19 protein-coding genes are annotated in these 19391 nt (G+C 73.6%); 6 read left to right on the top strand and 13 right to left on the bottom strand.

All coding sequences use genetic code 11. The features are described from left to right. Nucleotides 1-12: 12 nt before the first annotated feature. Both ABZ621_RS23400 and ABZ621_RS23395 read left to right on the top strand, forming a co-directional pair. Nucleotides 13-504: a YbaK/EbsC family protein gene (locus tag ABZ621_RS23400; RefSeq protein WP_360607552.1), complete on the top strand. Its 492-nt coding sequence runs from the start codon at nucleotides 13-15 to the stop codon at nucleotides 502-504. Further along, entirely contained in the window at nucleotides 501-1346 is an 846-nt protein-coding gene (locus ABZ621_RS23395) for a DMT family transporter (RefSeq protein WP_360607550.1), read from the top strand. Before ABZ621_RS23400 ends, ABZ621_RS23395 begins: the two co-directional genes overlap by 4 nt. A 54-nt stretch (nucleotides 1347-1400) precedes the next feature. On the opposite strand, the gene ABZ621_RS23390 is transcribed toward ABZ621_RS23395, so the two are convergent. The 5 genes from ABZ621_RS23390 to ABZ621_RS23370 all read right to left on the bottom strand — a co-directional run bounded on the left by ABZ621_RS23390 (nucleotide 1401) and on the right by ABZ621_RS23370 (nucleotide 6016). Further along, on the bottom strand, nucleotides 1401-2147 hold the full coding sequence (locus ABZ621_RS23390) for an SDR family NAD(P)-dependent oxidoreductase (RefSeq protein WP_360607548.1): 747 nt from the start codon (nucleotides 2145-2147) through the stop codon (nucleotides 1401-1403). An 86-nt stretch (nucleotides 2148-2233) separates the two neighbouring features. Then, nucleotides 2234-3400, bottom strand: coding sequence for a serine hydrolase domain-containing protein (locus ABZ621_RS23385; RefSeq protein WP_360607825.1), 1167 nt, complete (start codon nucleotides 3398-3400; stop codon nucleotides 2234-2236). A 40-nt stretch (nucleotides 3401-3440) separates the two neighbouring features. Then, a complete protein-coding gene (locus ABZ621_RS23380; RefSeq protein ID WP_360607546.1) occupies nucleotides 3441-4184 on the bottom strand; it encodes an ABC transporter ATP-binding protein in 744 nt (247 codons plus the stop codon). Then, the gene (gene cbiQ / locus ABZ621_RS23375) at nucleotides 4181-4951 is read right to left on the bottom strand and encodes a cobalt ECF transporter T component CbiQ (RefSeq protein WP_360607544.1); all 771 of its coding nucleotides are present in this window, start codon (nucleotides 4949-4951) and stop codon (nucleotides 4181-4183) included. Before cbiQ ends, ABZ621_RS23380 begins: the two co-directional genes overlap by 4 nt. A gap of 3 nt (nucleotides 4952-4954) precedes the next feature. After that, entirely contained in the window at nucleotides 4955-6016 is a 1062-nt protein-coding gene (locus tag ABZ621_RS23370) for an energy-coupling factor ABC transporter permease (RefSeq protein WP_360607542.1), read from the bottom strand. Nucleotides 6017-6178: 162 nt separating this feature from the next. Between ABZ621_RS23370 and ABZ621_RS23365 the strand changes: the two genes are divergently transcribed. Then, entirely contained in the window at nucleotides 6179-6529 is a 351-nt protein-coding gene (locus ABZ621_RS23365) for an SsgA family sporulation/cell division regulator (protein ID WP_360607540.1), read from the top strand. Between the two features lie 96 nt (nucleotides 6530-6625). Here the strand turns inward: ABZ621_RS23365 and ABZ621_RS23360 are convergent, their stop codons facing one another. Beyond that, nucleotides 6626-8794, bottom strand: a complete 2169-nt coding sequence (locus tag ABZ621_RS23360; RefSeq protein ID WP_360607538.1) for an MMPL family transporter — start codon at nucleotides 8792-8794, stop codon at nucleotides 6626-6628. Between the two features lie 104 nt (nucleotides 8795-8898). Next, nucleotides 8899-9471 carry a TetR/AcrR family transcriptional regulator gene (locus ABZ621_RS23355; protein ID WP_360607536.1) on the bottom strand — a complete coding sequence of 191 codons (573 nt, stop codon included), beginning with the start codon at nucleotides 9469-9471 and terminating at the stop codon, nucleotides 8899-8901. A 183-nt stretch (nucleotides 9472-9654) separates the two neighbouring features. On the opposite strand from ABZ621_RS23355, the gene ABZ621_RS23350 reads away from it, so the two are divergent. Further along, on the top strand, nucleotides 9655-12960 hold the full coding sequence (locus ABZ621_RS23350; protein ID WP_360607534.1) for a S41 family peptidase: 3306 nt from the start codon (nucleotides 9655-9657) through the stop codon (nucleotides 12958-12960). On the opposite strand, the gene ABZ621_RS23345 is transcribed toward ABZ621_RS23350, so the two are convergent. The 5 genes from ABZ621_RS23345 to ABZ621_RS23325 form a co-directional block, all read right to left on the bottom strand. Beyond that, complete coding sequence (locus ABZ621_RS23345) at nucleotides 12903-13427, bottom strand: GNAT family N-acetyltransferase (RefSeq protein ID WP_360607532.1); 525 nt, start codon at nucleotides 13425-13427, stop codon at nucleotides 12903-12905. The genes ABZ621_RS23350 and ABZ621_RS23345 overlap by 58 nt on opposite strands. Nucleotides 13428-13560: 133 nt before the next feature. Continuing rightward, nucleotides 13561-13743, bottom strand: a complete 183-nt coding sequence (locus ABZ621_RS23340; RefSeq protein ID WP_360607530.1) for a hypothetical protein — start codon at nucleotides 13741-13743, stop codon at nucleotides 13561-13563. Nucleotides 13744-13864: 121 nt separating this feature from the next. Further along, the gene (locus ABZ621_RS23335; RefSeq protein ID WP_360607528.1) at nucleotides 13865-14746 is read right to left on the bottom strand and encodes an SDR family oxidoreductase; all 882 of its coding nucleotides are present in this window, start codon (nucleotides 14744-14746) and stop codon (nucleotides 13865-13867) included. Further along, nucleotides 14743-15636, bottom strand: a complete 894-nt coding sequence (locus ABZ621_RS23330) for an alpha/beta hydrolase (protein WP_360607526.1) — start codon at nucleotides 15634-15636, stop codon at nucleotides 14743-14745. The genes ABZ621_RS23335 and ABZ621_RS23330 overlap by 4 nt, the downstream gene beginning before the upstream one ends. Continuing rightward, complete coding sequence (locus ABZ621_RS23325; protein WP_360607524.1) at nucleotides 15633-17189, bottom strand: NAD(P)/FAD-dependent oxidoreductase; 1557 nt, start codon at nucleotides 17187-17189, stop codon at nucleotides 15633-15635. The genes ABZ621_RS23330 and ABZ621_RS23325 overlap by 4 nt, the downstream gene beginning before the upstream one ends. A gap of 171 nt (nucleotides 17190-17360) precedes the next feature. On the opposite strand from ABZ621_RS23325, the gene ABZ621_RS23320 reads away from it, so the two are divergent. After that, a complete protein-coding gene (locus tag ABZ621_RS23320) occupies nucleotides 17361-17984 on the top strand; it encodes a MerR family transcriptional regulator (protein WP_360607823.1) in 624 nt (207 codons plus the stop codon). A 32-nt stretch (nucleotides 17985-18016) separates the two neighbouring features. Here the strand turns inward: ABZ621_RS23320 and ABZ621_RS23315 are convergent, their stop codons facing one another. Next, a complete protein-coding gene (locus ABZ621_RS23315; RefSeq protein ID WP_360607522.1) occupies nucleotides 18017-18820 on the bottom strand; it encodes an exodeoxyribonuclease III in 804 nt (267 codons plus the stop codon). Between the two features lie 50 nt (nucleotides 18821-18870). Between ABZ621_RS23315 and ABZ621_RS23310 the strand changes: the two genes are divergently transcribed. Then, nucleotides 18871-19356 carry a GNAT family N-acetyltransferase gene (locus ABZ621_RS23310; RefSeq protein WP_360607520.1) on the top strand — a complete coding sequence of 162 codons (486 nt, stop codon included), beginning with the start codon at nucleotides 18871-18873 and terminating at the stop codon, nucleotides 19354-19356. Nucleotides 19357-19391 lie beyond the last annotated feature (35 nt).

Raw genomic sequence — 19391 nt, 5'->3', positions numbered from 1 at the left:
ACCGTGCGGGGCATGACGACCGATGCCACTTCCCCCGCCCATCCCCAGTTCGCCGCCGCGCTCGCCGAGTTGGGCCTCGACGTCGAGGTCCGGCGGTTCCCGGACGAGACGCGGACCGCGCAGCAGGCCGCCGACGCCATCGGCTGCGCGGTCTCCGAGATCGTGAAGTCGCTGATCTTCGCCGCCGACGGCGTGCCGGTGCTCGTCCTCATGGACGGGGCCTCGCGGGTGGATGTCGAGCGGGTGCGGGAGGCGCTCGGCGCCGGGGAGGTCACGCGGGCGGACGCGCGCGTGGTGCGGGAGACGACCGGGTACGCGATCGGGGGCGTTCCGCCCTTCGGGCACCGCACCCGGACCCGCGTCCTCGCCGACGAGGGGCTGCTCGACCACGCCCTGGTGTGGGCGGCGGCCGGCACCCCGCACTCGGTCTTCGCCCTGCCCCCGAAGGAACTGATCGCCCACGCGGGCGCGACCGTCGCGGACGTGCGCGAGCGTACGGCGTGACGCCGCTGGTCGCGTGTGCGGTGCTGGTCGCGGCGGTCACGCACGCCTCGTGGAACGCGCTGGCCCACCACATCCGCGACCAGCTGCTCTCCTTCACGCTCATCTCCGGCGGCGGGGCGCTGATCGGCCTGGCGCTGGTCCCCTTCACGCCGCTCCCGGCGGCCGGGGCGTGGCCGTACCTGCTCGCCTCGGCGGCCCTGCACATCGCGTACTACGCGCTGCTGATGAAGTCCTTCACCCTGGGCGACTTCGGCCAGATGTACCCGATCGCGCGCGGCACGGCGCCGCTGGTGGTCACGCTCCTCGCGGCCGTCTTCGTCGGCGAGGTCCCCGACCGGTGGCAGCTCCTCGGCGTGGGCGTGGCGTGCGCGGGCCTGACGGGCCTGGCGCTGTGGGGCATCCGCGGCAAGGGCGCGCACTGGCCGGCGCTGCTCGCCGCGCTCGCCACGGGCCTCTCGATCGCCCTGTACACGGTCGTCGACGGCGTCGGCGTCCGCGCCTCCGGCACCACCCTCGGCTACATCGCCTGGCTGATGGCCCTGGAGGGCCTGGCGATCCCGGTGTACGCGCTGGCGGTGCGCCGCCGGGCCCTGCTCACCGAGCTCCGCCCGCACGCGGCGCGCGGGCTCCTCGGGGCGGCCCTCTCGGTCGCCGCGTACGCCCTCGTCCTGTGGGCACAGACCCGGGCCCCGCTGGCCCCTGTCGCCGCCCTCCGCGAGTCCTCGATCATCGTGGGCGCCGCCATCGGCGCCCTCTTCTTCAAGGAGCGCTTCGGCGGCCCGAGGGTCGCCGCGGCGGGCCTGATGGTGGCGGGCATCGGCCTGATGCTGACCACCGGCTGACCGGGGTCGGGCGGACTCGTCCAGGGATCCGACGCGTCAAGAATCTCCGACGCGTCAGCCGGCGTCCAGGATCTCGCGGAAGTGGGTGTTCACGGCCATCAGTCCGCCGTCGACGCGGAGGGTGGTGCCGGTGATCCAGGCGGCGTCGGGGGAGGCGAGGAAGGCGACGGCGGCGGCGACGTCGTCGGGGGTGCCGACGCGGCCGAGGGGGTAGGCGCGGGCGGCGAGCGCGGCGAGGTCCTCCTCCCGGCCCGACCAGGACGGGGTGGCGATGGTGCCGGGGTTGATCTGGTTGACGCGGACGCCCTTCGGGGCGGCTTCGGCGGCCAGGGTGCGGGTGAAGGAGCCGAGGGCGGCCTTCGCGGCGCTGTAGGCGTGGTCGCCGAAGGACGCTTCCGCGTTGACCGAGCCGATGACGACGATCGCGCCCGCGCTGTCCGCCAGGTGCGGGAGGGCGGCCCCGGAGCAGTGGACGGTGCCCAGGAGGGTGCCGTCCAGCTGGCGGCGCCAGTTGTCGTCGGGGTCCTCGACGAAGGGGACGAAGGCGTTGTTGACGAGGACGTGGAGGGCGGGGAGCCCGCCGATCAGCCGGTCGATCGACGCCCGGTCGGTGATGTCGAGCCGGTGCGCGGTCGCGCCCTCCAGGCCGTCCGCCACCTTCCGCGCCGCCGCCTCGTCGATGTCCGTGACGAGCACGCGCGCCCCCTCGGCGGCGAGACGGCGGGCCGTCGCCGCCCCGATCCCGCTGCCCGCGCCGGTGACCAGTGCCGTCCGTCCCGCGAACCGCCGTATGAGTTCCATGCGCCGATCACAGCACCGGGCCCGGCCGGGCGGCTACCCCTCGCACCGGGTTCGACGGTCGCCGTCGTCGGCCCGGGCCGGCCCCGCTACGCCGGAAGGGCCGCCCGGACCGACCTCACCAGGGCCTGGGCGCGGGGGTCCGAGGTGACCGTCCTGCGCATGCCGTTGGTGACGTAGGCGAAGGCGGTGCCGGATTCGGGGTCGGCGAAGGCGAGGGAGCCGCCTCGGCCGGGGTGGCCGAAGGAGGTGGGGCCGAGGAGGGGGGAGGCGGGGCCGTGGAGCATGTGGCCGAGGCCGAAGCGGGTGCCGACCAGCAGGACCCGGTCCGTGCCCGCCGACTCCTCGGTGCGGGCGAGGGCGAGGGTGGCGGGGGCGAAGAGGCGGGGGGTGCCGTCGGCGAGGGGGCCGAGGGTGGCGGCGTAGAAGCGGGAGAGGGCGCGGGCGGTGGCGACGCCCGCCGAGCCGGGGAGTTCCGCGGCCCGGTAGGCGGGGTCGTTCTCGTCGGGCTTGGGGGTGATGACCTCGAAGGCGCGGCGGGTGAGGGAGCCCGGGTTCTCCCACGCCTCGGTGACCGTGCGCTTGGGGCGCAGGCGGAGGGCGCCGGCCTCCTCGGGGGCCTCGACCGGGGCCAGGCGGCCGACGCGGTGCTCCTCGGCGGCCGGGAGGCCTATCCAGAGGTCCAGGGCGAGCGGGGCCGCGAGCTCCTCGGCGACCCAGCGGCCTATGGTGCGGCCGGTGACGCGGTGGACGAGGCCGGAGAGCAGCCAGCTGAAGGTGTGGGCGTGGTAGCCGTGGTCGGTGCCGGGTTCCCAGGCGGGGGCCTGGGCGGCGATCGCGGCGGTGGACGCCTCCGGGTCGGTGGCCTCGGCGAGGGTGAGGGGCCGGTCGAGGACGGGGACTCCGGCCTGGTGGGCGAGGAGTTGACGTACCGTCACGCGGTCCTTGCCGGCCGCCTTGAACGCGGGCCAGTACGTGGCCACCGGGGCGTCCAGGTCGATCCGGCCGCGCTGGTGGAGGAGGAGCGGGACGGCGGCGGCGACGCCCTTCGTCGCGGAGCGGACGACCTGGGCGGTGTCCTCGGCCCAGGGTTCCGTGCCGTCGGCGTCCTTCGTGCCGGCCCACAGGTCGACGACCTTGGCGCCGTCGTGGTGGACGGCGACCGCCGCGCCCTTCTCGCCGCGCTGCTCGAAGTTGCGCAGGAACGCGTCCCTGACCGGTTCCCAGCCCGGTGCCACCGTGCCCTGGACGTCCACCTGACCCACTCATCCTTTCGTACGAACGGGTCCCATGGTCTCAGGCCACGGACCCCGGAACGAAACCGAAGGGGAGTTCGAGCCGGTGACGGGCCATGAGCTCCTCGTCGGCGAGGATCTCCCGGGTCGGGCCGTCCGCCGCGATCACGCCCTCGCTGAGGATCAGCGAGCGCGGGCAGAGCTCCAGGGCGTACGGCAGGTCGTGGGTGACCATGAGCACGGTGACGTCCAGGGAGCGCAGCACGTCGGCGAGCTCGCGGCGGGAGGCCGGGTCCAGGTTGGAGGACGGCTCGTCGAGGACGAGGATCTCCGGCTCGGTGGCGAGGACGGTGGCGACGGCGACCCGGCGGCGCTGGCCGAAGGAGAGGTGGTGCGGGGGCCGGTCCGCGTACTCCGCCATGCCGACCCGGGTCAGGGCCCGCTCCACCACCGCGTCGAGCTCGGCGCCGCGCAGCCCGGCCGCGGCGGGGCCGAAGGCCACGTCCTCGCGGACGGTCGGCATGAAGAGCTGGTCGTCGGGGTCCTGGAAGACGATGCCGACCTTCCGCCGGATCTCCGCCATGTGCTTCTTGCCGACGGGCAGCCCGGCGACGGTCACGCTGCCCGCGCCGGCCGCGAGGATGCCGTTGAGGTGGAGGACGAGGGTGGTCTTGCCGGCGCCGTTGGGGCCGAGGAGGGCGACCCGCTCGCCCCGCCCGATGCTCAGGTTCACGCCGAAGAGGGCCTGGTGGCCGTCGGGGTAGGCGTAGGCGAGGCCGGAGACTTCCAGCGAGGGAGCGGTCATGGGGTCCGTCCGAGGAGAGCGAGGAGGCAGATCGGGAGGGCGGCCAGCGGCAGCGCCAGGGCCCGTGCCCACTGGGCCCGGGTCGTCACGGTCGCGTCGAGGACCGGCATGGTGCCGGTGTAGCCGCGGCTGACCATGGCGAGGTGGACGCGCTCGCCGCGCTCGTACGAGCGGATGAAGAGGGCGCCCGCGGACTTCGCGAGGACGCCCCAGTGGCGCACGCCGGACGCCTCGAAGCCGCGGGAGCGGCGGGCGATGGACATGCGGCGCATCTCGTCGGTTATGAGGTCCCCGTACCGGATCATGAACGAGGCGATCTGGACGAGCAGCGACGGCAGTCCGAGCCGCTGGAGGCCGAGGACGAGGGCCCGCAGCTCGGTGGTGGCGGCGAGGAGCACGGAGGCGGCGACGCCGAGGGTGCCCTTGGCGAGGATGTTCCAGGCGCCCCAGAGTCCGGGGACGCTCACGGAGACGCCGAGGACGGTCGTCTGCTCGCCGGGGACCACGAAGGGCATGAGCACGGCGAAGGCGACGAAGGGGATCTCGATGGCGAGCCGCCGGAGCAGGAAGCCGGCCGGTACGCGGGCGAGCGCGGCGACCGCGCCGAGCAGGACCGCGTAGCAGCCGAAGGCCCAGACGGCCTCGCGGGGCGTCGTGACGACGACCAGGACGAAGCCGAGGACGGCGACGAGCTTGGTGTGCGGGGGCAGGCCGTGCACCGGCGAGTCCCCCCGCCGGTACAGCTGGTGCGCGTGGCCCGCTCCCACGGGTCAGACCCGGGCGCCGGTGTCGGCGGCGGCGCGGCGGCGGCGGACGGCCCAGAAGGCGCCGGTGCCGACGGCGAGGGTGAGGCCGACGCCGATGACGCCGGCGAGGCCGCCGGAGAGCCGGGCGGATTCGACGCCCTTGACGCCGTAGTCGGCGAGCGGGGAGTCGGCGGTGGCGTGCTCGTACTCCTCGGCCTTGGCGTCGATGCCCTGGTCGGCGGCGACCTTCTCCAGGCCGTCAGGGCTGGCGGAGGCGTAGAAGGAGACGACGCCGGCGAGGACGAGGGCGGTGACGACGCCGCCGATCCAGACCTTCCTCGGGCTCTTCGCGGCGGGGGCCTCGGCGGGGGCCTCGACCGGGGCGGGGGCCGGGGCCGCGTCGACCAGCTCGCCGTCGACCCGGAGCTTCAGCGGGGCGGTGAGGCCGTGGGCGCCGTGGACGAGGTCGGGGCGGACGGCGAGGACGGCGCCGACGGTGAGGGCGGTGATGACGGCCTCGCCGATGCCGATGAGGACGTGGACGCCGAGCATCGCGGTGAGGACCTTGCCGATCGGCACGTCGGTGGTGCCGCCGATCGCGTAGATCAGGGTGAAGGCGGCGGCCGAGGCCGGTACGGAGACGAGCGCGGCGACGAAGGTCGCGGTGGTCACGCCGCCCCGGGTGCGGGGCAGCACGAGCCGCAGCCCGCGGAAGAGGAAGTGGGCGGTGACGACGGTCACCACGCCCATGACGGTGATGTTGACGCCGAGCGCGGTGAGGCCGCCGTCGGCGAAGAGGACGCCCTGCATGAGCAGGACGACGGCGATGCACAGGACGCCGGTCCACGGCCCGACGAGGATCGCGGCGAGCGCCCCGCCGAGGAGGTGGCCGCTCGTTCCGGCCGCGACGGGGAAGTTGAGCATCTGGACGGCGAAGACGAAGGCCGCGACGAGGCCCGCCAGCGGGGCGACCTTCTCGTCGAGTTCCTTGCGCGCTCCGCGCAGGCTCACGGCGACGGCCGCCGCGGCGGCGACGCCGGCGACCGCCGATACGGGGGCGTTGATGAATCCGTCGGGTACATGCACGAACCGAATGATGAGCGCAGCTGCAAAGAGCTTGCAAGAGCGTCCGGATCACAAGATGGGACGTGTGAGCCCGGACACGTCAGGAGTGACCACGCGATGACGGGGGAAGAATCCGACATTAAGCAGCAAAGAGCACTCGACCACGATCTGAGGAGCCCTCCCATGCGCGCCGTCGAGGACCACGCCCGAGCCCGGCTGATCAGCGACGACGCCCCGGTCTCCCGGGCCGTCCCGGTCGCCCTCCGCTACGACCCCGGCTTCACCCCCGCCACCGTCCGCTTCGTGCTTCCCGGCGGGGTCGAGTGGTCCTTCCCGCGCGCCCTCCTGGAGGACGGGCTGCGGGAGCCGGCGCACCGGGGCGACATCGCGGTGTGGCCGTGCGGGCGGGTGCAGACGGTCGTCGAGTTCCACGGCCCCGACGAGGTCGCCGTCGTCCAGTTCGACAACGCCGCCCTGAACCGGTTCCTGGAGCACACGTACGCCGCCGGCGCGTCGTCTCTCACGACACGCTGACGGCGTACGGCCGCGTCGGCTCCCCGTCCCCACAGGTCCCGGCGCGGTCCGGGGCGCACCCCCCGCTCAGGGGCGGCCCCGGGGTTCTCGGGGCGCCTAGGCCTTCACGAGGTCCGGCTTCGGGGACTCGTCCCCGGCCGCGTCGTGGACGGCCAGGCTCTCGCCCTCCACGTCCACGTTGGGCAGCGCCCGGTCCAGCCACTTCGGCAGCCACCAGGCCTTGTGGCCGAGGAGCGCGAGGACGGCCGGGACGATCGCCATGCGGACGACGAAGGCGTCGAAGAGGACGGCGACGGCGAGGCCGAAGCCGATCATCTTGATCATCTGGTCGGTCATCCCGATGAAGCCGGAGAAGACCGCGATCATGATCACCGCGGCGGCGGTGACCACCCGGGCGCTGTGCCGGAAGCCGGTCACGATCGCCTCGCCGGGCCGCTCGCCGTGGACGTACGCCTCGCGCATCCGGGTGACGAGGAAGACCTCGTAGTCCATCGCGAGGCCGAAGACCACGCCCACCATGAAGATCGGCATCATCGACATGATCGGGCCGGTCTGCTCGACGCCGAACAGGCTGCCCAGCCAGCCCCACTGGAAGACCGCGACGACGGCGCCGAGGGCGGCGACCACCGAGAGCAGGAAGCCCAGGGCGGCCTTGAGCGGGACCAGGATCGAGCGGAAGACCACGGTCAGCAGGAGGAAGGCGAGGCCGACGACGAGGGCCAGGTAGGGCACCAGGGCGTCGTTCATCTTCTGCGAGAAGTCGATGTTCATCGCGGTGGCGCCGGTGACGAGCACGTCGTCGCCGGTGGCGTCGCGGATGTCGTGGACGAGGGTCTCGGTGGCGCCGGAGGACGGGCGGTCCTTCGGGATCACCGTGATCATGGCGGCGTCGCCGGCCTTGTTGGGGGTGGCCGGGGTGACGGCGGCGATGCCGTCGAGGCCCTTGATGGTGTCGACCGTCTTGTCGGCCGTGGCCTTGTCGCCGTCGACGACGACGAGCAGCGGGCCGTTGAAGCCGGGGCCGAAGCCGTCGGAGAGCAGGTCGTAGGCGCGGCGCTCGGTCGCGGAGACCGGCTTCACGCCGTCGTCGGGGAGGCCCATCTCCAGGGAGGCGGCCGGGATCGCGATGGCGCCGAGGCCGATGACACCGGCGAGGAGCACGAAGAGCGGGCGGCGGATGACGAAGCGGGCCCAGCGGGTGCCGGCGTTCGGCTTCGCGGCCTTCTCCGGGTCGACGGTGCCCTTGCGCTGCTTGCGGCCGAGCACCTTGTCGCCGGCGAAGCCGAGCAGCGCCGGGATCAGGGTGAGGGCGATCAGCACGGCGATGACGACCGTGCCGGCGGCGGCGAAGCCCATCTTCGTCAGCATCGGGATGTTGACGACGGCGAGGCCGACGAGGGCGATGACGACGGTGAGTCCGGCGAAGACGACGGCCGAGCCGGCGGTGCCGGTGGCCCGGCCCGCGGCCTCCTCCTTGCTGCGCCCGTCGGCCAGCTCGGAGCGGTAGCGGGAGACGATGAAGAGGGCGTAGTCGATGCCGACGGCGAGGCCGATCATCATCGCGAGCGTGGAGGTCGTGGAGCCGAGGTCCAGGACGCTGGCGAGCGCGGTGATCGAGGAGACGCCGATGCCGACGCCGATGATCGCGGTGAGCAGCGGCAGTCCGGCCGCGACGAGCGAGCCGAAGGTGAGGACGAGGACGATGCCGGCGATGACCACGCCGACGATCTCGCCGGCGCCGGTCTCGGGCATGGTCTGGAGGGCGTCGCCGCCGAGCTCGACGGTCAGGCCCTTGCCCTGGGCCCCGTGGCCGGCCTGCTTGAGGGCCTCACGGGTCTCGTCGGTCAGCTCCATCGCGTTCACCTTGTAGGCGACGGAGACGTAGGCGGTGGAGCCGTCCCGGGAGACGGCCTGCGCCGTGTACGGGTCGGTGACGGAGACGATCTGGTCCGAGCCGGACTTCAGCGCGGCGACGGTCTCCTCGACGACGGCCTTGGGGGCCGCGTCGGTCATCTTCCCGCCGTCGGGGGCCTTGAAGACGACCCGGGCGGTGGCGCCGTCGGCGCCGGCGCCGGGGAAGCGCTCTTCGAGCAGGTCGAAGGCGCGCTGGGCCTCGGTGCCGGGGATGGAGAAGGAGCTGGAGGTCGCGGCGGGCGCGGTGGCGGCGCCGACTCCGGCGAGCGCGAGCAGCGCCACCCAGAGCAGGGCGACGAGCCGTCGGCGCCGGAAGGCGGTGCGGCCCAGCTTGTACAGGAAGGTGGCCACGGGTGCGTACTCCCATTGTGGGGTGGGACAGGGCATGGGGAGCCGGCCCGACGGCGTGAGCGGTGCGCAGTCAGGTGGAGCAGGGGACTAACGGGTGGTGCGGGTCAGACGCCGAGTGAGGGGAGCACGACGGCGTCGACGTAGGCGCTGAGGAAGGCGTGGTCGACCGGCTGGTCGTCGACCAGCGGGCGGGCGACGAACGCCCCGATCAGCATGTGCGGGACGAGATTGAGCGCCGGATTGTCCGGGTCGATCTCGCCGCGCCGGACCGCGCGGGCGAGGACCTCGTCGAAGCTGTTCAGCTCGGGTTCGATGAGCAGCTCGCGCAGGGCCCGGTGCAGGTCCGGGTTGTCGTGGACGGCATGGGCCAGACCCCGCATCAGCGCGGTGTCCTTCTCCATCTGACAGTCGTCGGTGAGGGCCATGAGGGCCTGGAAGTCGCCGCGCAGCGAGCCGGTGTCGATCTCGGTGATGTTGACCGGCTTGCTGTGGCGCAGGGCCCGGGCGACCAGCTCCGGCTTGCTCCCCCACTGGCGGTAGAGGGTGGCCTTGCTGGAGTGGGTGCGGGTGGCGACGGCGTCCATGGTGAGGGCGTCGTAGCCGACTTCGCGGAGGAGGTCGAGGACGGCCGCGTACAGCTCGGACTCCCGCTCGGGGGTGAGTCTGCTGCGGGCCATGCCGTACCTCCGGCCGAACGAAACGGTTTCGTACTCTTCGTACGGTACGAAGGTACCCCGCCCCTCAGCGAAACGAAACCGTTTCGTACGTGTCCTGGGCCACACGCCCCGTCCCCCACCCGGTTATCCACAGGTTCGCGTCCACAGGTTGCCGCACCCCGTCCGCGCGGAAAGCATGAACGGGTGAGTGACGACGTGGCCTACCTCCGTTTCCCGCACCTCCACGACGACCTGCTGTGCTTCACGGCCGAGGACGATCTCTGGATCGCCCCGCTCGTGCCCGAGGGCCATCGCCCCGGCCGCGCGTGGCGGCTCACGGTCGACCGCACCCGGGCCGGGCACCCCCGCTTCTCCCCCGACGGCCGCCACATCGCCTATACGAACTGGCGCAGCCTCGACCCCGAGATCCACCTCGTGCCGGTCGACGGCGGCCACGCCCGCCAGCTCACCCACTGGGGCTCCGCCGACACCCGGGTCTGCGGCTGGTCGCCCCCGGACAAGGACGGCCGCTCCGACATCCTCGCCGTCTCCTCGAAGGGGCAGCCCTTCTCGTACTTCTCCTGGGCCTACACCGTCGCCACCGACGGCTCGCCCGGCAGCAAGTTGCCCTGGGGGCCGGTCTCCGACATCGCCGTCCGGGACGCCGACGGCGAGCGCCGCACCCTCCTGCTCACCGGCACCCCGCCGCACGAGCCCGCCGCCTGGAAGCGGTACCGGGGCGGCGCCACCGGCCGGCTCTGGCTCCACGGCGAGCGGCTCCTGCCGGACCTCGGCGGCCATCTCGCCGACCCGATGTTCGTCGCCGCTCCGCCCGGCGAGGAGGGGTACCGCATCGCCTTCCTCTCCGACCACGAGGGCGTCGGCAACCTGTACTCCTGCCGCCCCGACGGCACGGACCTGCGCCGCCACACCGACCACGCCGACTTCTACGCCCGGCACGCCTCCTCCGACGGGCACCGGGTCGTCTACCAGTGCGCCGGCGAGCTGTGGATCGCCGACGACCTGAGCGCCGGCGCCGCACCGCGCCGCCTGGAGGTGCGGCTCGGCGGACAGCGGGCCGGCCGCCGCCCCTACCAGGTGCCGGCCGCCCAGCACGTCGACGCGCTCTCCGTCGACGAGACCGGCCGGGCCAGCGCCGTCGGGGTGCGCGGGAGCCTGTACTGGCTCACGCACCGGGACGGGCCCGCCCGGACCATCACCGACACCCCCGGCGTCCGCGTCCGGCTCCCCGAGATGCTCGGCAGCGGCGGCCAGATCGCCTACGTCACCGACGCCGAGGGCGAGGACGCCGTCGAGATCGCCTACCTCCCCCGGGCCAGCGGCGACCGGCCGCCGCGCCGCCTCGCCGCCGGGGAGCTCGGCCGCGTCGAGGAGCTCGTCGCCGACCCCGACGGCGAGCGCCTCGCCATCGCCTCGAACGACGGCCGCCTCCTCCTCATCGACGCCACCGAGGACTCCAACGGCGAGGTCACCGAGCTCATCCGCTCCGTCAACGGCCCCGTCCGCGACCTCGCCTTCTCCCCCGACGGCGCCTGGCTCACCTGGTCCCACCCCGGCATCGGCCGCTCCCTGCGCTCCATCAAGCTGGTCCGCATCTCGGGACCCGGCCCGCGCACGGTCATCGACGTCACCAACGGCCGCTTCGAGGACGAGAACCCGGTCTTCACCAGCGACGGCCGCTACCTCGCCTTCCTCTCCTGGCGCGGCTTCGACCCGGTGTACGACGTCCACACCGGCGACCTCTCCTTCCCCCTCGGCTGCCGCCCCTACCTGGTGCCGCTCTCCTCCGCGACCCCCTCCCCCTTCGCGCTGCTGCCCGACGGACGCCCGGCGGCCGGCGGGCTCGACCCGGCCGACGACGGCGCCGACAGCGGCGACGGCACGGTCACCGTCGAGATCGAGGGCCTGCCCGACCGGGTCACCCCCTTCCCCGTCGCCGCCTCCAAGTACTCGGCCCTCGCCCCCGTCACCGGCGGCGGCCTCGTCTGGCTGCGCTGGCCCATCTCCGGCGCCCTCGGCGAGACCTTCGCCAACCCCGCCGACACCTCCGGCCGCCCCACCCTGGAGCACTTCTCCGTCACCAAGGCCCGCCGCACCGAACTCGCCCGTGACCTCGACTGGTTCGCCGTCAGCGGCGACGGCACCCGGCTCGTCGTCTTCGACGAGGGCGAGCTGCGGGCCGTCCCCGCCACCGAGGCCGGCGACGGCGACTCCACCGTCTACCTCGACCTGCGCCGCATCCTCCACGAGGTCGACCCCGGCGCCGAGTGGCGCCAGGCCTACGACGAGGCCGGGCGGATCGTCCGCGCCTACTTCTGGGAGCCCGGCATGGGCGGCGTCGACTGGCCGGCGATCCTCGACCAGTACCGCCCCCTGCTCGAACGGGTCGCCTCCCCCGACGAGTTCGCCGACCTGCTCCGCGAGGTCATGGGCGAGCTCGGCACCTCGCACGCCTACGTCACCCCGGCCCGGCGCAACGAGGGACCGCCGCACTACCAGCGCCCCCAGGGCCTCCTCGGCGCCAACCTCGTCCCCCGCGACGACGGTTGGGTGGTCAAGCGGATCCTGCCCGGCGAGTCCTCCGACTCCAAGGCCCGCTCCCCGCTCGCCGGCACCGGCATCCGCGAGGGCGCCGCCCTCACCCACGTCGACGGCCGGCCCGTCGACCCCGTCGCCGGCCCCTACCCGCTGCTCGCCGGCACCGGCGGCACCACCGTCGAGCTCACCTTCACCCCCGCCGGCGGCGAGGGCCGCTCCCGCCGCGTCGCCGTCGTCCCGCTGATCGACGAACGCCCGCTGCGCTACCAGGACTGGGTGGCCAAACGCCGGGCCGTCGTCCGCGAGCTGAGCGGCGGCCGCTGCGGCTACCTCCACATCCCCGACATGGGCGGCTCCGGCTGGGCCCAGTTCAACCGCGACCTGCGGATGGAGGTCTCCCGGCCCGCCCTCATCGTCGACGTCCGGGGCAACGCGGGCGGCCACATCAGCGAACTCGTCGTCGAGACCCTCACCCGGAAGATCATCGGCTGGGACCTCACCCGCAACGCCCAGCCCGTCAGCTACGCCTCCAACGCCCCGCGCGGCCCCGTCGTCGCCCTCGCCGACGAGGCCACCTCCTCCGACGGCGACATGATCACCGCCGCCTTCAAGCTCCTCGGCCTCGGCCCCGTCGTCGGCCAGCGCACCTGGGGCGGGGTCGTCGGCATGACCGGCCGCCACAAGCTCGGCGACGGCACCCGGATCACCGTCCCCATGAACGCCGCCTGGTTCACCGACTGGGGCTGGTCCGTGGAGAACCACGGCGTCGAACCCGACCTGGCCGTCCTGCGCACCCCGCTCGACTGGGCCGAGGGCCGGCACGCCCAGCTCGACGACGCCGTCCACCGGGCCCTCGCCCTGCTCGAAGCGGAGCCCGCCGCGAGCCCGCCCGGCTACGAGTCCGTGCCGGACCGCTCCCGTCCGAAGCTGCCGCCGAGATCCAGCTCGTAGGCGATCGCGGACTCCCCGGTCTTCAACCGCTCCCTGCCGACCGCCCCGAAGCCGACCCGGGCGAGCACCGCCCGGGACGCGGCGTGCTCCGGCGACGCCTTCGCGTACAGCCGGCGCAGCCCGTACTCGTCCACGGCGAGCCGGCACACCTCCCGCACGCCCCGGGTGGCCAGGCCCCGGCCGGCGGCCGACTCCGCGACCCGGTAGCCGAGTTCGGCCGCGCCGTCGGCGACGTCGACGAGGTTGACCCGGCCGACGATCCGCCCGTCCTCCGCCACCAGGACGTGGAAGCGGATGGTCCCCTCCTCCTGCTCGTCGAGGAGGGCCTGGTGGCGGGCGGCGAAGTCGGCGAAGTACGCGTCCCCCCGGTCGGGCACGGTGGCGGCGAAGTAGGCGCGGTTCTCCCGCTCGAAGGCGAGCAGGGCGGGCGCGTGGTCGAGACGGAGACGTTCGAGTACGACGGACATGAGGGGAGGGTACGAAGATCCACGCGCGGGCGCGCGCGAGTTGAGCAGTTCAAGCCACGCCCGGACGGCCGTGCGCACACACACGGAAGGCGCACCCGGCGTCCCGGGTGCGCCTTCCGTCACAGGACAGGCGTCAGGCCTCGTCGCGGCCGGTGCGCTCGCGCAGCTCCTGCTGCCCGCGCTCCTTGGCCTCCTGCGAGCCCTCGCGCTCCTGACGGGCGCGCTCGGAGGCCTCGTCCTTGGCGTTGCCCATGGCCTGCTTGGCGCGCTCCTGGAGCTCCTGCGCCTTGTCCTGGAACTGGTCCTTGATGCCCATGAAGGTTCACTCCTAGTAAGGGTGTGAGGGGTGCGGGGCGGCGTGCCCCAGGGCCTCGACCAGCCTTGCACGGGCGAACATCACACGCATTTCGATCAGTCACGGTCCGTGGGCCGCGGCCTCACGCCTTCTCGGTGCGGGCCTGCTCGTCGGCCGCGCCGCCCGCGCCCACCAGGCCCTTGGAGACCGTGGCGAGGCGGGGCTCGAAGCGGGCCACCTCGCGCTTGCCGACGGTGGCGATGAGGCCCGGCAGATAGCCGCGGATCGACTGCATCCCGCGCAGCCACCACTGGGCGTACACATGGGCCGAGCGGCGCTCGACGCCCTCGACGATCCGGTCGACGGCCGGGCCGAGCGGGTACGTGCGGTTCGACGGCCACGGCAGCCGCTGCCGCAGCTCCTTCATCACGTCGTCCTGGTCGGCGCCGCGCACCATGTCGGTGTCGGTCCAGGAGAGGTAGCCGACGCCGACCTTCACGCCCTTGTAGGCGACCTCGGCGCGCAGGCTGTGCGCGAAGGCCTCGACGCCGGACTTGGAGGCGCAGTAGGCGGTCATCATCGGGGCCGGGGTGATCGCGGCGAGCGAGGCGATCTGGAGGAAGTACCCCCGGGACTCCATGAGGACCGGCAGGAAGGCGCGGCCGGTGACCGCCCCGCCGATGAGGTTGACCTCGATGACCCGCCGCCAGGCGACCGGGTCGGAGTCGACGAACGGGCCGCCGGCGGCGACGCCGGCGTTGGCGACGACGATGTCGACCTTCCCGAAGCGCTCCTTGACCTCGGCGGCGACCCGGGCCATCGCCTCGTGGTCGGTGACGTCCGCCTCCCACCAGTCGGCCTCGGTGTGCAGCCGCCCGGCGACCTCCTTGAGGAGTTCGGGCTCCAGGCCGACGAGGGCGATCTTCGCGCCGCGCGCGGAGAGCTTGCGGGCGAGCAGTTCGCCCACGCCGCGGGCGCCGCCGGTGACGACCGCGACCTGTCCTTCCAGGCTGACCCTGCTCATACCCCTGCCTCCTTGCTGGTCGGACGCGCTCCGAGATAGGTGAGCGTCAGTTCGCGGATCTGCGCGGTGACGGCCTCCGGGGCCTCGACCGGTGTCATGTGGCCCATGCCGGCCAGTTCGGTGAGCCCGGTGCAGTGCGGCAGCGCCTCGGCCATGGCCCGGGAGTGGACGGGCGGGGTGAGCCGGTCGGCGGTGCCGACGAGGACGGCGGCCGGGACCCGCAGGTCGCGCACGCCCGCCTCCAGGTCGAGGTGGGCGAGCACCTGCGACCAGCCGTAGCGGGACGGGCGGGGGCAGGCGTGCACGATCCGGGCGCAGGCGTCGACCCGCCCGGGTGCCGAACCGGGGCCCATGGTGGCGTACTTGAGGACCTTCTTCGAGATCCCGTTGACGGGGCCGAGCGGCGCCTTCGAGCCGAGGACGGCGCCGGTGAGCCGGGTCCGCAGCCCGCCGGGCCCGAGGGGCACGACGGTGGCCTCGGCGGTGAGCCGGGACGGGCCGGTGGAGCAGAGCAGGACGGCGGCGGCGTGCTGGACGAAGCCGGGACGGGCGGCCGCGGCCATGATCGTCATGCCGCCCATGGAGTGGCCGGCGATCACGGCCCGCTCGCCGGGCCCGAGGGTGGCGGCGAGCACCGCCTCCAGGTCGTCGGCGAGCGCGGTGGTCGAGTAGCCGCCGTCGGCGGGGACGGGCGAGCGGCCGTGGCCGCGCTGGTCGTAGGCGACGACCCGGTGGTCGACGGCGAGGTCCCGGATCTGCTCGGCCCAGAAGGCGGTGGAGCAGGTCCAGCCGTGGGCGAGGACGACGGCGGGCGCGCCCTCGGGGCCGTACACCTCGGTGTGCAGTTCGGCGCCGTCGGCGGAACGGACGGTCAGGGTGCGGACGTTCACGAGGCGGCCTCCTTCTTGCGGGCGGCGCGGGCGGCCTTGACCGGCTCGGCGTCCTCGGCCGGCTCCACGGCCTTCAGCGGCTTCGGGGCGCGGAGGACCTCGTACTCGGAGAGGTCGACCCCCCGGGTCTCGCGGCGGAACTCGCCGGTGGTGCCCGGCCAGAGGGTGGTGTTGCGGCCGTTGGCGTCGAGGTACCAGCTGTCGCAGCCGCCGGCCTTCCAGACGGTCCGCTCCATGCGGTTCTGGACCTTGCGGTTCCAGGCGTTGACGGCGGAGGGGCGGACGGCGAGGGCGGCCCGGCCGCCGAGCACGTCCAGCTGGCGGAGGTAGTCGGCCATGTAGTTCAGCTGGGACTCGATCATGAGGATCATGGAGGAGTTCCCGAGGCCGGTGTTGGGCCCGATGATCGTCATCCAGTTGGGGAAGCCGGCGGCGGTGGCGCCGCGCAGCGCCTCCATGCCGCCCTTCCAGGCCTCGGCGAGCGAGCGGCCGTCGGCGCCGACGACGCGCGGGGCGATCGGCATGTCGGTGACGTGGAAGCCGGTGCCGAAGATGATCGCGTCGACCTCGGTCTCGGCGCCGTCGGAGCCGACGACGACATTGCCGCGGACCTCCTTCAGGCCGCCGGCGACGACGTCGACGTTGGGCTGGGCGAGGGCCGGGTAGTAGGCGTTGGAGAGCAGGATCCGCTTGCAGCCGATGCGGTACGAGGGCGTGAGCTTGGCCCGCAGCACGGGGTCCTTGACCGCCCGGGCGATGTTCGCCTTGGCGAGCTTCTCCACCAGGCCGAGCTCGCCGGGGTGCTTGGTGAAGGCGCCGACCTGGAGCTCGCGGATGCCCCACAGGAGGCCGCGGCGCAGGGTGGCGGTGGCGGGCAGCTTGCGGTGCAGCCAGCGCTCGGGGCCGCTGATGGCGCGGTCCATGCGGGGCATGACCCACGGGGGCGTGCGCTGGAAGAGGGTGAGCCGGGCGACCTCGGGCTGGATCGAGGGCACGATCTGGATGGCGGAGGCGCCGGTGCCGACCATGGCGACCCGCTTGCCCCGGAGGTCGTAGTCGTGGTCCCAGCGGGCCGAGTGGAAGACCTTGCCGGTGAAGCCGTCGAGCCCCGGGATGTCCGGGATCTTCGGGTCGGAGAGCGGGCCGGTGGCGGAGACGACGACGTCGGCGGAGAAGCTGCCTCGCCCGGTCTCGATGTCCCAGCGCAGCTCGTCCTCGTTCCAGGTCATCTTCATGACCTCGTGGTTGAGGCGCAGGTGCGGCCGGAGCCCGAAGGTGTCGGTGACGTGCTCCAGGTAGGCCCGGATGTGGCGCTGTCCGGAGAAGGTCCGGGGCCAGTCGGGGTTGGGCGCGAAGGAGAACGAGTAGAGGTGCGAGGGCACGTCGCAGGCGCACCCGGGGTAGCTGTTGTCGCGCCAGGTGCCGCCCACGGAGTCGGCCCGCTCCAGGACGACGAAGTCGGTGATCCCCTCGCGGCGCAGCCGGACGGCGGCCCCGAGTCCACCGAACCCCGATCCGATCACCGCCACCCGAACGTGCTCGTGCTTCGCCATGCCGCCTCCCGTGCGCCCGGCCAAGATTCCGCCAGCAATCACTGGCACAGTCGGACTGTAGAGCAGCTCCATACCGAGCGGTAGGGGTCCGGCGAGGGAAAGTTACCGGCGGTACAACATAGGCTGGCCGGTGTGGCAGAACGATCAGGCAACCCACCCCACGAGTACCGGATGACGGAGCTGGCCGAGGCGGCCGGCATCACCGTCCGCACGCTCCGCTTCTACCGCGAGCGCGGCCTGATCCCGCCGCCCCGCCGCGAGGGCCGCATCGCCTGGTACGACGACCGCCACCTGGCCCGCCTGCGCACCATCGCCGCCCTGCTCGAACGCGGCCACACCCTCACCGGCATCGCCGACCTCACCACGGCCTTCGAATCGGGCCGGGACGTCGGCGAGGTCCTCGAACTGGGCTCCCCCACCGAGGAGGAGCCGGTCCGCCTCACCCCCGAGGAGCTCGCCGACCACTTCGACGGCGAGGTCACCCCGGAGAACCTCGCGGCCGCCCTGGACCTCGGCTATCTGGCGACCGACGGCGAGGAGATCGTCCACATCAGCCGCCGGCTGCTCGACGTCTCGGCCGCCCTGGTCCGCGAGGGCGTCCCCCTCGCCGAGGTCCTGAAGGCCGGCGCCCGCGTCCGGGCGCACGCCGAGGCCCTCGCGGAGCTCTTCACCGAGGCCCTCGGCCCCCATGTGAAGGACGCCGACATCCAGCGCCTGCGCCCCCTGGCCAAGGCCGTCGTGGAGGCCGAGCTCTCCCTGGCCCTCGACCGCCGCCTGCACGACCCGGGGGCGTGACGGCGGGACCGCCGCCTCCGGGCCGTACCCGCCTACAGCTCGTACACGGCGGTGACGGGCGCGTGGTCGCTCCACCGCTCCGCGTGGGTGGCGGCCCGCTCCACGTACGCCTTCACGGCCTTCGCCGCCAGGCCCGGCGTGGCCATGTGGTAGTCGATCCGCCAGCCCGTGTCGTTGTCGAAGGCCCGGCCGCGGTAGGACCACCAGGAGTACGGCCCCTCCTGCTCGGGGTGGAGGGCCCGCACCACGTCCACGTACCCGCCGTCGGTCTCCTCCAGGACCCGGGAGAGCCACGCGCGCTCCTCGGGGAGGAAGCCGGCGCTCTTGCGGTTGGCCTTCCAGTTCTTGAGGTCGGCCTCGCGGTGGGCGATGTTCCAGTCGCCGCAGACCACGACCTCGCGGCCGTCGGCGGCGGCGCGGACCCGCAGCTCCTTCAGGTAGGGCAGGAACTCGCCCATGAAGCGGTACTTCTCGTCCTGCTTCTCGGTCTCGGCCTCGCCGGAGGGCAGGTAGAGGCTGGCGACGGTGACACCGGGCAGGTCCGCCTCGATGTAGCGGCCGGAGCCGTCGAACTCGGCCGACCCGAAGCCGACGCGGACGGCGTCGGGCTCGCGCCGCAGGTAGAGCGAGACGCCGGCGCGGCCCTTGGCGGCGGCGGGGGCGTGGGCGGTGAACCAGCCCTCGGGGGTCCGGACCTCCTCGGGCAGCTGCGCCTCCTCGGCGCGCACCTCCTGGAGCAGGACGGCGTCGGCGGAGGTCTCCGCCAGCCACTCGACGAAGCCCTTCTTGGCGGCGGCACGGAGACCGTTGACGTTCGCGCTGGTGACAGTGAACATCCCGGGAGAATACCGACACCCGCCGCTCGCATACACGTACGATCGACGCCATGCGCATCGAGCCCACCCCCTACGACCACCCCGATTCCGTGAAACTGCAGGCCGAGGTGCTCGCCGAGTACGTCGTCCGCTACGGCGACGACGAGGGCGACGCCACCCCGCTCGACGCCTCGATGTTCACCCCGCCGCGGGGCCTCTACCTCCTCGCGTACGACCCCGAGGGCCGTCCGGTCGCCAGCGGCGCCTGGCGCGGCCAGGAGGAGAACGGGGAGGGGTACGCGGACGGCGACGCCGAGCTGAAGCGCATGTACGTCATACCCGAGGCCCGCGGCCTGGGCCTGGCCCGCCGCATCCTGGCCGCCCTGGAGGACGACGCCCGCGCCGCCGGCCGCACCCGCATGGTCCTGGAGACCGGCACCGAACAGCCCGAGGCCATCGCCCTCTACACCTCCAGCGGCTACGCGCCCAGCCCCGCCAAGTTCGGCCACTACCGCCACCACGACAACAGCCTCTGCTTCGTGAAGCCGCTGGCCTGACCCCCGCCCCGGTCCCCCCGGAACGCACTTGAACG

Source organism: Streptomyces sp. NPDC007863 (assembly GCF_040633895.1).
Classification (GTDB): Bacteria; Actinomycetota; Actinomycetes; order Streptomycetales; family Streptomycetaceae; genus Streptomyces.
Note: the sequence above shows the minus strand (reverse complement) of the source record. Positions and strands in the feature narration are given on the sequence as shown.

Bases quoted from the DNA above. Each gene is read 5' to 3' on its own strand.
- ABZ621_RS23400 (WP_360607552.1), top strand. From the start codon at position 13: ATGACGACCGATGCCACTTCCCCCGCCCATCCCCAGTTCGCCGCCGCG.
- ABZ621_RS23390 (WP_360607548.1), bottom strand. From the start codon at position 2,147: ATGGAACTCATACGGCGGTTCGCGGGACGGACGGCACTGGTCACCGGC.
- ABZ621_RS23380 (WP_360607546.1), bottom strand. From the start codon at position 4,184: ATGACCGCTCCCTCGCTGGAAGTCTCCGGCCTCGCCTACGCCTACCCC.
- ABZ621_RS23365 (WP_360607540.1), top strand. From the start codon at position 6,179: ATGCGCGCCGTCGAGGACCACGCCCGAGCCCGGCTGATCAGCGACGAC.
- ABZ621_RS23355 (WP_360607536.1), bottom strand. From the start codon at position 9,471: ATGGCCCGCAGCAGACTCACCCCCGAGCGGGAGTCCGAGCTGTACGCG.
- ABZ621_RS23345 (WP_360607532.1), bottom strand. From the start codon at position 13,427: ATGTCCGTCGTACTCGAACGTCTCCGTCTCGACCACGCGCCCGCCCTG.
- ABZ621_RS23340 (WP_360607530.1), bottom strand. From the start codon at position 13,743: ATGGGCATCAAGGACCAGTTCCAGGACAAGGCGCAGGAGCTCCAGGAG.
- ABZ621_RS23335 (WP_360607528.1), bottom strand. From the start codon at position 14,746: ATGAGCAGGGTCAGCCTGGAAGGACAGGTCGCGGTCGTCACCGGCGGC.
- ABZ621_RS23325 (WP_360607524.1), bottom strand. From the start codon at position 17,189: ATGGCGAAGCACGAGCACGTTCGGGTGGCGGTGATCGGATCGGGGTTC.
- ABZ621_RS23320 (WP_360607823.1), top strand. From the start codon at position 17,361: ATGACGGAGCTGGCCGAGGCGGCCGGCATCACCGTCCGCACGCTCCGC.
- ABZ621_RS23315 (WP_360607522.1), bottom strand. From the start codon at position 18,820: ATGTTCACTGTCACCAGCGCGAACGTCAACGGTCTCCGTGCCGCCGCC.
- ABZ621_RS23310 (WP_360607520.1), top strand. From the start codon at position 18,871: ATGCGCATCGAGCCCACCCCCTACGACCACCCCGATTCCGTGAAACTG.